General features: G+C 61.1%; 10 protein-coding genes. 4 read left to right on the forward strand and 6 right to left on the reverse strand.

Translation table 11 applies throughout. The annotated features are described in order from the left end of the window. Position 1 precedes the first annotated feature (1 nt). The 6 genes from ACEN8Q_RS04885 to gloB form a co-directional block, all read right to left on the reverse strand. A complete protein-coding gene (locus ACEN8Q_RS04885) occupies positions 2-1,021 on the reverse strand; it encodes an ABC transporter permease (protein WP_223461820.1) in 1,020 nt (339 codons plus the stop codon). A 1-nt stretch (position 1,022) separates the two neighbouring features. After that, positions 1,023-2,096, reverse strand: coding sequence for a microcin C ABC transporter permease YejB (locus ACEN8Q_RS04890; RefSeq protein WP_413424717.1), 1,074 nt, complete (start codon positions 2,094-2,096; stop codon positions 1,023-1,025). A gap of 4 nt (positions 2,097-2,100) precedes the next feature. Continuing rightward, complete coding sequence (locus tag ACEN8Q_RS04895; protein ID WP_413424715.1) at positions 2,101-3,942, reverse strand: extracellular solute-binding protein; 1,842 nt, start codon at positions 3,940-3,942, stop codon at positions 2,101-2,103. Next, a complete protein-coding gene (locus ACEN8Q_RS04900; RefSeq protein ID WP_413424762.1) occupies positions 3,939-5,759 on the reverse strand; it encodes an extracellular solute-binding protein in 1,821 nt (606 codons plus the stop codon). The genes ACEN8Q_RS04895 and ACEN8Q_RS04900 overlap by 4 nt, the downstream gene beginning before the upstream one ends. Before the next feature lie 215 nt (positions 5,760-5,974). Then, positions 5,975-7,405 (reverse strand): transglycosylase SLT domain-containing protein, encoded by a 1,431-nt coding sequence (locus ACEN8Q_RS04905; protein ID WP_413424713.1) that lies wholly within the window; start codon positions 7,403-7,405, stop codon positions 5,975-5,977. A 99-nt stretch (positions 7,406-7,504) separates the two neighbouring features. Continuing rightward, positions 7,505-8,272 carry a hydroxyacylglutathione hydrolase gene (gene gloB, locus ACEN8Q_RS04910; RefSeq protein WP_413424711.1) on the reverse strand — a complete coding sequence of 256 codons (768 nt, stop codon included), beginning with the start codon at positions 8,270-8,272 and terminating at the stop codon, positions 7,505-7,507. A gap of 65 nt (positions 8,273-8,337) precedes the next feature. On the opposite strand from gloB, the gene ACEN8Q_RS04915 reads away from it, so the two are divergent. The 4 genes from ACEN8Q_RS04915 to ACEN8Q_RS04930 all read left to right on the forward strand — a co-directional run bounded on the left by ACEN8Q_RS04915 (position 8,338) and on the right by ACEN8Q_RS04930 (position 12,992). Then, positions 8,338-9,096, forward strand: a complete 759-nt coding sequence (locus tag ACEN8Q_RS04915; protein WP_413424709.1) for a methyltransferase domain-containing protein — start codon at positions 8,338-8,340, stop codon at positions 9,094-9,096. Between the two features lie 92 nt (positions 9,097-9,188). Continuing rightward, a complete protein-coding gene (rnhA, locus tag ACEN8Q_RS04920) occupies positions 9,189-9,641 on the forward strand; it encodes a ribonuclease HI (protein WP_108215886.1) in 453 nt (150 codons plus the stop codon). 212 nt (positions 9,642-9,853) lie between these two features. After that, complete coding sequence (gene dnaQ / locus ACEN8Q_RS04925; protein WP_008016120.1) at positions 9,854-10,612, forward strand: DNA polymerase III subunit epsilon; 759 nt, start codon at positions 9,854-9,856, stop codon at positions 10,610-10,612. A 124-nt stretch (positions 10,613-10,736) separates the two neighbouring features. Continuing rightward, positions 10,737-12,992: an Orn/Lys/Arg decarboxylase N-terminal domain-containing protein gene (locus ACEN8Q_RS04930; RefSeq protein WP_413424706.1), complete on the forward strand. Its 2,256-nt coding sequence runs from the start codon at positions 10,737-10,739 to the stop codon at positions 12,990-12,992. The last annotated feature ends 4 nt before the right edge of the window (positions 12,993-12,996 follow it).

The raw sequence follows: 12,996 nt of genomic DNA on the forward strand, positions 1-12,996 counted from the left end.
TTCACTTCCTCGGGTCGAAGGCATCGCGAGCGGACTCACCGATGAACACCAGCAAACTCAACATCAAGGCCAGCACCGCAAAAGCACTGATGCCCAGCCACGGCGCCTGCAGGTTGGATTTGCCCTGGGCCACCAGTTCCCCCAGCGAAGGGCTGCCCGCCGGCAGGCCGAAGCCGAGGAAGTCCAGGGCGGTCAATGTGCCGATGGCGCCGGTGAGGATGAACGGCATGAAGGTCATGGTCGAGACCATCGCGTTGGGCAAGATGTGGCGGAACATGATCGCACCGTTCTGCATGCCCAGGGCGCGGGCGGCGCGTACGTATTCCAGGTTGCGACCGCGCAGGAACTCGGCGCGCACCACATCCACCAGGCTCATCCACGAGAACAGCAGCATGATCCCCAGCAACCACCAGAAGTTGGGCTGCACGAAGCTGGCGAGGATGATCAGCAAGTACAACACCGGCAGCCCGGACCAGATCTCCAGGAAGCGCTGCCCGGCCAGATCCACCCAGCCACCGTAGAAACCCTGCAAGGCCCCGGCGATCACGCCGATGATCGAGCTGAGCACCGTCAGGGTCAGGGCAAACAGTACTGAAATGCGGAAGCCGTAGATCACCCGGGCCAGCACATCGCGGCCCTGATCGTCGGTGCCCAGCAGGTTGTCCGTCGAGGGCGGGGCCGGGGCCGGGACTTTCAGGTCGTAGTTGATGCTCTGGTAGCTGTAGGGGATCGGCGCCCACAGCACCCAGGCGTCCTTGGCCTTGAGCAGTTCGCGGATGTACGGACTCTTGTAGTTGGCTTCCAGCGGAAATTCGCCGCCGAAGGTGGTTTCCGGGTAGCGCTTGAGCGCCGGGAAGTACCAGTTGTTGTCGTAATGCACCGCCAGCGGCTTGTCGTTGGCAATCAGCTCGGCACCGAGGCTGGCACCGAACAGGATCAGGAACAGCCACAGCGACCACCACCCGCGCCTGTTGGCCTTGAACAGTTCGAAGCGCCGGCGATTGAGGGGGGACAGGTTCATCTCAATGCTCCCGGCTTTCGAAGTCGATGCGCGGATCGACAAGGGTGTAGGTGAGGTCGCCGATCAGTTTTACCACCAACCCGAGCAGGGTGAAGATGAACAGCGTGCCGAACACCACCGGGTAATCGCGGTTGATCGCCGCCTCGAAACTCATCAGGCCGAGGCCGTCAAGGGAGAAGATCACCTCTACCAGCAACGAGCCGGTGAAAAAGATGCCGATCAAGGCTGAAGGGAAACCGGCGATCACCAGCAGCATGGCGTTGCGGAACACGTGGCCGTACAGCACGCGGTGATTGGTCAGTCCCTTGGCCTTGGCGGTGATCACGTACTGCTTGTTGATCTCGTCGAGAAAGCTGTTCTTGGTCAGCAGGGTCATGGTCGCGAAGTTGCCGATGACCAGCGCGGTCACCGGCAGCGCCAGGTGCCAGAAGTAGTCGAGGACCTTGCCGCCCATGCTCAGTTCATCGAAGTTGTTCGAGGTCAGCCCGCGCAACGGGAACCAGTCCAGGTAACTGCCGCCGGCAAATACCACGATCAACAGGATGGCGAACAGGAACGCCGGGATCGCATAGCCGACGATGATCGCCGAACTGGTCCAGACGTCGAAGTGGCTGCCGTGCCGCTTCGCCTTGGCGATTCCCAGCGGGATCGACACCAGGTACATGATCAGCGTGCTCCACAGCCCGAGGGAGATCGAGACCGGCATCTTTTCCTTGATCAGGTCGATGACCTTGGCGTCACGGAAGAAGCTGTCGCCGAAATCCAGCGACGCATAGTTCTTGACCATGATCCACAGGCGTTCCGGCGCCGATTTGTCGAAGCCGTACATGTGTTCGATTTCCTTGACCAGCGCCGGGTCCAGGCCCTGGGCGCCGCGATAGGCCGAGCCTGCCACCGACACTTCGGCACCACCGCCAGCGATGCGGCTGGTGGCGCCTTCAAAGCCTTCGAGCTTGGCGATCATTTGCTCCACCGGCCCGCCCGGAGCAGCCTGGATGATCACGAAGTTGATCAGCAGGATGCCGAACAGGGTGGGAATGATCAGCAGCAGTCGCCGAAAAATGTACGCCAGCATCTGATTACTCCGTGCCCGCAGGACCGGCCTGCAGTGTGGTTTCGACTTCTATCGCAGGCTTGATATCAGGCTTGACCCACCAGGTGGCCGTGCCGATGTCGTATTTAGGCGAGACCTTCGGGTGGCCGATGTGGTTCCAGTACGCCACGCGCCAGGTCTTGATGTGCCAGTTTGGTATTACGTAATAGCCCCATTGCAGAACGCGGTCCAGCGCGCGGGCATGGGCCACCAGGCTCTTGCGCGAATCGGCGTTGATCAGTTGCTCGACCAGTTGATCGACCACCGGGTCTTTCAGGCCCATGGAGTTGCGGCTGCCGGGTTTGTCGGCGGCGGCCGACATCCAGAATTCCCGTTGTTCGTTCCCCGGCGAGTTGGATTGCGGGAAGCTGCCGACGATCATGTCGAAGTCCCGGGAACGCACGCGGTTGATGTATTGCGAGACGTCGACCCGGCGAATCACCAGGTCGATACCCAGGTCGCTCAGGTTGCGCTTGAACGGTAGCAACACCCGTTCGAACTCGGTCTGGGCCAGCAGGAACTCGATGGCCACCGGTTTGCCGGTGGCGTCGACCATCTTGTCATCGACAATGCGCCAGCCGGCCTCCTGCAACAGTTGATAGGCTTCCCGTTGCTGGGTGCGGATCATGCCGCTAGCGTCGGTGCTCGGGTTCTGGAACGCTTCGCTGAATACTTGCGGTGGCAGCTTGCTGCGCAACGGATCGAGGATCGCCACCTGATCGGCATCCGGCAGGCCGGTGGCGGCCATTTCCGAGTTTTCGAAGTAGCTGCGGGTACGCACATAGGCGCTGTTGAACAGCTGCTTGTTGGTCCATTCGAAGTCCAGCAATAGCGACAAGGCCTGGCGCACGCGCACATCCTGGAACACCGGGCGGCGCAAATTGAACACGAACCCTTGCATGCCGGTCGGATTGCCGTTGGGAATCTGTTCCTTGACCAGCCGACCTTCGGTGACCGCTGGAGTGTTGTAGGCGTTGGCCCAGTTTTTCGCGGTCATTTCCAGCCAGTAGTCGAACTGCCCGGCCTTGAGCGCTTCCAGGGCCACGGTGTTGTCACGGTAGTAATCGGTGGTCATCACGTCGAAATTATAGAAACCCCGATTGACCGGCAGGTCCTTGCCCCAGTAATCCTTGACGCGCTCATAGCGCACCGAGCGCCCGGCCTTCACTTCGCCGACCTTGTACGGGCCGCTGCCCAGCGGAATTTCCAGGTTGCCCTTATTGAAGTCGCGGTCGGCCCACCAATGCTTGGGCAGCACCGGCAACTGGCCAAGGATCAGCGGCAGTTCGCGGTTGTTGGTGTGCTTGAACTTGAACAGTACGGTGAGCGGGTCTTCGGCGACCGCTTCCGCCACGTCGTTGTAGTAGCCGCGGTACATCGGGGCGCCGTCCTTGGTCAGCATCTGGAAGCTGAACACCACGTCTTCGGCACGCACCGGATGGCCATCATGGAAGCGCGCTTCGGGGCGCAGGTAGAAGCGCACCCAACCGTTGTCCGGGGCTTTTTCGATCAGCCGGGCGATCAGGCCGTACTCGGTGAACGGTTCGTCCAGGCCTTGCTTGGCCAGGGTGTCGTAGATCATGCCGATATCGTCCGCCGGCACGCCTTTGCTGATGAACGGGTTAAGGCTGTCGAAGCCGCCGAAACCGGCCTGACGGAATATTCCGCCCTTGGGCGCGTCCGGATTGACGTAGTCGAAGTGCTTGAAGTCGGCCGGGTATTTCGGCGGCTCGTTGTACAGGGTCACTGCGTGTTGCGGGGCGGCGCAGGCCAGCCCGGCGAACAACAGGCCGCTGGCCTGCAGGAGCAGGGTGCGGATGGGCTTCATTGATCTTTCTCCGAAGATTTCAGCCACCACGCGTTCAGGCCCAGGGTATAGGGCGGCGTGGTGACGAAGGCGAGCCGGTTGCGGTACGCCAGGCGGTGATAATTGAGGTACCAGTTGGGGACGATGTAGTGCTGCCACAGCAGCACGCGGTCAAGGGCCTTGCCGGCGGCGACTTGCTCGTCGCGGTTGCGGGCGGCCAGCAACTGTTCGAGCAAATGGTCGACCACCGGGTTGGCGATGCCCGCGTAGTTCTTGCTGCCCTTGACCCCGGCCTGGCTGGAGTGAAAGTACTGCCACTGCTCCAGGCCGGGGCTGAGGGTCTGGTTGAGGGTCATCAGAATCATGTCGAAATCGAACTGGTCGAGGCGCTGCTTGTATTGTGCGCGATCGACCGTGCGCAGCCGCGCATCGATGCCGATGCTGGCGAGGTTCTCGACATAAGGCTGGAGGATGCGTTCCAGGTTTGGATTGACCAGCAGCAGCTCCAGCCGCAAGGGTTGCCCGGCGGCGTTTTGCAGGTGCTGGCCATTGAGCTTCCAGCCGGCTTCGGCGAGCAGGCCGAGGGCATTGCGCAAGGTCTCCCTGGGGATGGCGCGCCCGTCGGTCTGCGGCAAGCTGAACGGCTCGGTAAAGAGCCTGGCCGGCAGCTGTTCACGATAGGGCTTGAGCAACAGCCATTCATGCCCGACCGGTAAACCGCTGGCCGAGAATTCGCTGTTGGGGTAGTAGCTCATGGCGCGTTGGTAGGCACCGCCGAACAGCGTGCGGTTGGTCCACTCAAAGTTGAACATCAGCCCCAGTGCTTCACGGACCTTGGCGTCCGAGAAAGTCGGACGACGGCTGTTCATGAACAGGCCCTGGGTCTGGGTCGGGATCTGGTGGGGGATCTGCGCCTTGACCACTTCGCCGCGGCGTATGGCGGGAAAGTTGTAGCCGGTGTCCCAGTTCTTCGCCTGATGTTCGATGTAGATGTCGAATTCACCGGCCTTGAACGCCTCGAAGGCCACGTCACTGTCGCGGTAGAACTCGACTTCCATGCGGTCGAAGTTGTACTTGCCGCGATTGACCGGCAGGTCCTTGCCCCAGTAATCGTTGACCCGTTCGAAGACGATCTGTCGCCCTGGCGTGACCGACGTGATGCGATACGGTCCGCTGCCCAGCGGCGCCTCGAAGGTGGTGGCCTTGAAGTCGCGACCTTTCCAGTAGTGCTGTGCCAGCACCGGCATTTCGCCCAGGCGCAGGATCAGCAGTGGATTACCGGCGCGCTTGAACACGAAACGGACCCGCTGCGGGTTGAGGATGTCGACCCGTTGCACTTCCTGAAGGCTGGTGCGGTACAGCGGATGGCCTTCCTTGAGCAGCAGGCGATAGGAGAACGCGACGTCGTAGGCGGTGATCGGCGTACCGTCATGGAAGCGTGCTTCGGGACGCAGGTTGAACACCACCCAGCTGCGGTCCTCGCTGTACTCCACCGACTGGGCAATCAGGCCATAGCTGGACGCGGGCTCGTCACCCGAAGGCGCGTACTGCCCGGTGCCGACCATCAGCGGCTCGTTGAGCTCATTGATGCCGTATTGCAGGAAGTTCGGTGTGGTGACCGGGCTGGTGCCCTTGAAGGTGTACGGGTTGAGCGTATCGAAGGTGCCAAACGCCATCACCCGCAACGTACCGCCCTTGGGCGCTTGCGGGTTGACCCAGTCGAAGTGGGTAAATCGGGCCGGATACTTGAGCGTGCCGAACTGCGCATAACCATGGCTTTCGCTGATCGTCGCGCTTGCGGTGGAGCTCAAGGCCAGGCTGATCAGGAGCAGGGGCAGGGGACGCTTCAAATAGGGGATCCGATCCAGGCGGCTTGGGCATTATGGATCGTACAGTAACAGCTTGTATGGGCAGGAAAAAGACGGGGGATCCGGGCGATCACAATCCTGTAGGAGCGAGCTTGCTCGCGATGGTGGTCAACGATGACACGGGGCGCCTGAATCAACTCGGTGCCCTTGGGTTTTTCGCGAGCAAGCTCGCTCCTACAGTAGTTTTAATGCGGATTGGCCACCGTCAACATCTGACCGGGCTTGAGCGCCTGGCCGACACGCGGGTTCCAGCGCTTGAGGTGCTGCATCTCTACATTGAAGCGCTTGGCCACGATGTACAGCGAGTCGCCTTGCTGGACCTTGTACGTGGTCTGCTGCTTCTTGTTGTTTGCCGCAATCACGGTGTTGACCCGCCCGGAATTGCGTTTGCCGTTGTCCTGCATGACCAGGGTCTGGCCGGGCTTGAGATTCTTGCCGGTCATGTTGTTCCAGCGTTGCAGGTCCTTCACGTCAACGTTGTTGGCCTTGGCGATGGAGCCGAGGTTGTCACCCCGTTTGACCCGGTAGGAGCGCCTGGCGCTGGCGACCTGGGTGTCGTCGGCGCCTTCGAAGACCGGCTTGAGCGATTTCTTGCTGATCAACTCTTCAGGACGCATGGTCTGGAGGCTGCTGGTCAGCAGTTGCGCCTTGGAGGTCGGCACCAGCAGGTGCTGCGGGCCGTCGATGGTGGTGCGCTGCTTGAATGCCGGGTTGAGCTGGAACAGTTCGTCTTCGTCGATGTTGGCGACTTCAGCGACCTTGGACAGGTCCATGCGCTGGTTGATTTCGACGACCTGGAAGTAGGGTTCGTTGGCGATCGGATTGAGGTTCACGCCGTAGGCTTCCGGTGCCATCACCACTTGCGACAGTGCCAGCAGCTTCGGTACGTAGGCCTGGGTTTCGGCCGGCAACGGCAGGTTCCAGTAGTCGGTCGGCAGGCCGAGGCGCTCGTTGCGCTCGATGGCCCGGCTGACGGTGCCTTCGCCTGCGTTATAGGCCGCCAGGGCCAGCAACCAGTCGCCGTTGAACATGTCGTGCAGGCGGGTCAGGTAATCCATCGCGGCGGTGGTCGACGCGGTGATGTCGCGCCGGCCATCATAGAATCGGGTTTGACGCAGGTTGAAGTAGCGCCCGGTGGAGGGGATGAATTGCCAAAGACCCACCGCGTCGGCCCGGGAATAGGCCATCGGGTTGTAGGCACTTTCAATCACTGGCAGCAGTGCCAGTTCCAGCGGCATGTTGCGCTCTTCAAGGCGTTCGACGATGTAGTGAATGTAGAGGCTGCCACGTTCGCCGGCGTTTTCCAGGAACGATGGATTGCTGGCGAACCAGAGGCGCTGTTGCTCGATGCGCGGGTTGACACCCAGCCCGTCCTGCAACTGGAAGCCCTGCCGCATACGCTCCCAGACGTCCTGTGGAATTTGCGGACTGGGTTTTTCGCTCAGCCAGATCGGCTTCTGCTTGGCGCGCGCGGCGATGTTCGGCGTATGCGCCGCATCGGTCTGCGGCGCATGGCTGGAACAGCCCGCCAGGGTGGCGGACACAGCCACCGCTATGGCTTGAGCCAAGCGGGTCAATGCGTCGGAACTGATGGCTTTGCGAATAGGTGACGACATTGGCTGGAAGTAAGTTCCGGGCAAAAATGTCGGGCGATTCTAGGAAGCGCACCCAGCGCGGTCAACCTTTCAGAATTGTTGCAACCTTACGAGATCCTTTTAGAACGTATCTTTCCAGGCTCGAAGAGCAGCAAAAACCATATCGGGCGCCGAGTTATCGGTGCCGGTCCGTTCGTCCGCTTTTTCTTTAACGGATGTTTCGCCGGAGCGCAAAAACGGGTTTGTGAGCTTTTCCAGTGCCAGTGTCGACGGCAGCGTCAGGATCCCGGATTCCCGTTGCCGGGTGACTTTGGCCAGGCGCTCGGCGGTGTGCGGATTGTCCGGTTCGACGGCCGCCGCAAACTTCAGGTTACTGAGGGTGTATTCGTGGGTGCAGTAGACCAGCGTGTCTTCCGGCAACGCCGCGAGGCGTGTCAGCGAGCTGTGCATTTGCTGTGGCGTGCCTTCGAACAAGCGCCCGCAACCGGCGGCAAACAAGGTGTCACCGCAAAACAGCAGCCCGTGATGGTAATAGGCGATATGCCCCAGGGTGTGACCCGGGACCGCGATGACGTCGAAGTCCCAGCCGAGCACGCTGACCTTGTCGTTGTCCTTGAGCGCGACGTCCCGCGCCGGGATCTTTTCGCTGGCCGGACCAAAGACTTTCGCGTTTGTCGCTTTCTTCAGCAATTCGACGCCGCCGACGTGGTCATGATGGTGGTGAGTGATCAAAATATCACTCAGTACCCAGCCCGGATTGGCCGCGAGCCAGGCTTGTACCGGGGCGGCATCACCCGGGTCGACCACCGCGCAGCGTTTGCTGCCGTGGTCCTGTAACAACCAGATGTAGTTGTCGGTAAAGGCGGGCAGGGCAGTGATCTGTATCATCGTCGGATTCGCCAAGCGGAAAACATTGGCGCATCTTAGAACTTCCTGGCGCGTTGGAGAATGCAATGACTGATAAAGCGTTCGCACAAGCCGATCCTGACTGGCTGGCGTTGATCAGCGCGGCCCGCGAGTGGCTGGCCGGTCCCCTCGGGCAATTTCTGCTGGACGAAGAGCGGCGCATGCTCGAAGACGAGCTCGGGCGGTTCTTTGGTGGTTATCTGGTGCATTACGGCCCCTCGGCCGAGCCCCCTCCGTCAGCGCCGCAGGTGCAGCGTAACGTGCGCCTTGGCGCGCCGTTGCCGGGGGTGGAGATCGTTTGCGAGGAGCAGGCCTGGCCGCTGAGCGAGCACGCTGCCGACGTGGTGGTATTGCAGCATGGCCTGGATTTCTGCCTGTCGCCCCACGGGCTGCTTCGCGAGGCAGCAAGCAGCGTACGCCCCGGTGGACATTTGCTGATCATTGGCATCAACCCCTGGAGCAGTTGGGGCCTGCGGCATGTGTTTGCCCAGGATGCGCTGCGCAAGGCGCGCTGCATTTCGCCGTCACGGGTTGCGGACTGGCTGAACCTGCTGGGCTTTGCGCTGGAGAAACGCCGCTTCGGGTGCTATCGTCCGCCGCTTGCGTCACCGGCATGGCAGACCCGCCTGGCCGGTTGGGAGCGCAAGGCCGGTGACTGGCAACTGTCGGGCGGCGGCTTCTATTTATTGGTGGCGCGCAAGATCGTGGTGGGCCTGCGACCAGTCCGTCAGGAGCGGCGCGAGCCAATGGGCAAGTTGATTCCTTTGCCGATGGCCAAGGTCAACCGTCGCAACATCGAACCGTAAGACACACTTTTTATTTGCGGCCGGGCCTGTCCCGGCTTCGGGCGTCGTCGATCAGCGATCGGCGGGCCAGCGCATTTTCTGGATAGATTGGCATGAGCGATAGCGTAGAACTGTTCACCGACGGCGCCTGCAAAGGCAACCCTGGCCCTGGCGGCTGGGGCGCACTGCTGGTGTGCAAGGGTGTCGAAAAGGAGCTCTGGGGCGGCGAAGCCAATACCACCAACAACCGCATGGAGCTGATGGGCGCGATCCGTGGCCTGGAAGAACTCAAGCGACCCTGTGACGTGCTGCTGGTGACCGACTCCCAGTACGTGATGAAAGGCATCAACGAGTGGATGGACAACTGGAAGAAGCGCGGCTGGAAAACCGCAGCGAAAGAACCGGTGAAAAACGCCGACCTGTGGAAGCTGCTCGACGAGCAGGTCAACCGCCACAAGGTCACCTGGAAATGGGTGCGCGGACACATTGGCCATCACGGTAACGAACGGGCCGACCAGTTGGCCAACCGCGGCGTCGATGAAGTGCGTGGGTACAAACAGGGCTGATTCGGGTCTGGCCTATGGACCGAGTCGCGGCCTTCGCGAGCAAGCCCGCTCCCACACTGGATCTTCATGAGCCCAATATTGTGTGCAAACCTCGATTCCCTGTGGGAGCGGGCTTGCTCGCGAAAGGGGCGACACGGTCTATCTGAAACACCCCGGCGAGCGTGTTAACATCGCCGCTTTTGCACGATTGACCGATTGAGAGCTGAGCACTGATGGCCACCAGATCCGTTGTACTCGATACCGAAACCACCGGCATGCCGGTGACCGACGGCCACCGGATTATCGAAATCGGTTGTGTCGAGTTGATCGGCCGACGCCTGACGGGCCGGCACTTTCACGTGTACCTGCAACCCGACCGCGAAAGTGACGAGGGCGCCATCGGCGTCCACGGCATCACCAACGAGTTCCTCGTGGGCAAGCCACGTTTTGCCGAAGTGGCCGAAGAGTTCTTCGAGTTCATCAAGGGCGCGCAGCTGATCATCCATAACGCGGCGTTCGACGTTGGCTTCATCAACAACGAATTCGCCCTGATGGGGCGGCAGGATCGCGCGGACATCACGCAGCACTGCACGATCCTCGACACCCTGATCATGGCCCGGGAACGTCACCCGGGGCAGCGCAACAGCCTCGACGCCTTGTGCAAGCGCTATGGCGTCGACAACTCCGGCCGTGAACTGCACGGCGCCTTGCTCGACTCCGAGATTCTCGCCGACGTCTACCTGACCATGACCGGGGGGCAGACCAGTCTCTCCCTGGCCGGTAACGCTTCCGATGGCAATGGATCCGGTGAAGGGGCGGACAACTCAGCCACCGAGATCCGCCGTCTGCCGGCGGACCGCCAGCCGACGCGTATCATCCGCGCCAGCGAAGACGACCTGGCCCGCCATGCCGCGCGCCTGGAAATCATCAGCAAATCCGCTGGCGCTCCGGCGTTGTGGGTGCAACTGGCCGAGGCTGAAGCCCAGGCCTAGCCCTTTCAAATAAAAGCGCACCTTGTGACCCATTTCAGGGCGTCGCACTCGCTACATCCGCTGCAACACTCTAACCTGAGGTGATTGGCAGGCTCTGGTCTGCCGCCTCAGGACACTGAGCCTCATGTATAAAGATTTGAAATTCCCGGTCCTGATTGTCCATCGCGACATCAAGGCCGACAGCGTCGCTGGCGACCGCGTGCGGGGGATTGCCCGGGAGCTGGAGCAGGAAGGATTCAGCGTCGTTTCGGCGGTGGACTACACCGAAGGACGACTGGTGGCGTCGACTTACCATGGCCTGTCCTGCATGTTGATTGCGTCTGAGGACGCCAGCTCCCATTCGCATTTGTTGCAAAACATGGCCGAACTGATCGGTCTGGCGCGAGTGCGTGCGCCGGATCTGCCGATTTTCGCCCTGGGCGAAAAAGTGACTCTGGAAAACGCGCCCGCCGACGCCATGGCCGAGCTCAATCAGTTACGCGGCATCCTTTACCTGTTTGAAGATACGGTGCCCTTTCTCGCCCGGCAGGTGGCCCGCGCTGCACGCAAATACCTTGATGGTCTGTTGCCACCGTTTTTCAAGGCACTGGTGCAGCACACGGCGGATTCCAATTATTCCTGGCATACCCCCGGTCACGGCGGTGGCGTGGCGTATCACAAAAGCCCGGTCGGGCAGGCGTTTCACCAGTTTTTCGGGGAAAATACCCTGCGCTCGGATCTTTCGGTGTCGGTGCCGGAACTTGGCTCCTTACTCGACCACACCGGTCCCCTGGCTGAAGCCGAGGCCCGTGCAGCACGTAATTTTGGCGCCGATCACACCTTTTTCGTGATCAATGGCACGTCCACGGCCAACAAGATTGTCTGGCACTCGGTGGTCGCTCGCGATGACCTGGTGCTGGTGGATCGCAATTGCCACAAGTCGGTGCTGCACTCGATCATCATGACCGGCGCGATCCCGCTGTACTTGTGTCCGGAGCGTAATGAGCTGGGGATCATCGGTCCGATTCCACTGAGTGAGTTCAGCCGCGAGTCGATCCAGGCCAAGATCGACGCCAGTCCGCTGACCAAGGGGCGTTCACCGAAGGTCAAGCTCGCCGTGGTGACCAATTCGACCTATGACGGCCTCTGTTACAACGCCGAACTGATCAGGCAGCAATTGGGCAATAGCGTTGAAGTGCTGCACTTCGACGAGGCCTGGTACGCCTATGCCGCATTTCATGAGTTTTTTGCCGGGCGCTACGGCATGGGCACGTCACGTGATGAAGGCAGCCCGTTGGTGTTTACCACCCATTCCACTCACAAGCTGCTGGCGGCATTCAGCCAGGCGTCGATGATTCATGTGCGCGACGGCGGTGCGCGGCAACTGGACCGGGATCGCTTCAATGAAGCGTTCATGATGCACATCTCGACTTCGCCGCAGTACGGCATCATCGCCTCGCTGGACGTGGCCTCGGCGATGATGGAAGGGCCGGCCGGGCGTTCGCTGTTGCAGGAAATGTTTGACGAGGCCCTGAGCTTTCGTCGGGCGCTGGCCAACTTGCGACAGCACATTGCTGCGGATGACTGGTGGTTTTCGATCTGGCAACCGCCGTCGGCGGAGGGCATCGAGCGGGTCGTTACCGAGGACTGGTTACTGCAGCCCGATGCCGACTGGCATGGCTTTGGCGGCGTGACCGAGGATTATGTGTTGCTCGACCCGATCAAGGTCACGCTGGTGATGCCGGGGCTGACAGCCGGTGGCGCCCTCAGCGAGCGCGGGATTCCGGCGGCGGTGGTCAGCAAGTTCCTTTGGGAGCGTGGCCTGGTGGTCGAGAAAACCGGGCTGTATTCGTTCCTGGTGCTGTTCTCCATGGGGATCACCAAAGGCAAGTGGAGTACGCTGCTCACCGAATTGCTGGAGTTCAAGCGCAGTTATGACGCCAACGTCAGCCTGGCCAGTTGCCTGCCTTGCGTGGCGCAAGAGAATGTGGCGCGGTATCAGGGTATGGGCCTGCGTGATTTATGCGATCAGTTGCATGCCTGTTATCGCAGCAACGCCACCGCCAGGCACCTCAAACGCATGTACACCGTATTGCCGGAGGTCGCGATGAAACCGGCGGACGCCTATGATCAATTGGTGCGAGGTGAGGTTGAGGCGGTGTCGATCGATGCGCTGGATGGGCGGATCGCCGCGGTGATGCTGGTGCCGTACCCTCCCGGCATACCGCTGATCATGCCAGGCGAGCGCTTTACCGAGTCGACTCGCTCGATCATCGATTACCTGGCGTTTGCCCGCACGTTCGATAGCAGTTTCCCGGGGTTCGTTGCTGATGTGCACGGATTGCAACATGAAGACCAGGGCAGTGGGCGGTGCTACACCGTCGATTGCATCAAGGAGTGAGGAC

The organism is Pseudomonas sp. Pseusp16, assembly GCF_047324915.1.
Lineage (GTDB): Bacteria > Pseudomonadota > Gammaproteobacteria > Pseudomonadales > Pseudomonadaceae > Aquipseudomonas > Aquipseudomonas fluorescens_CD.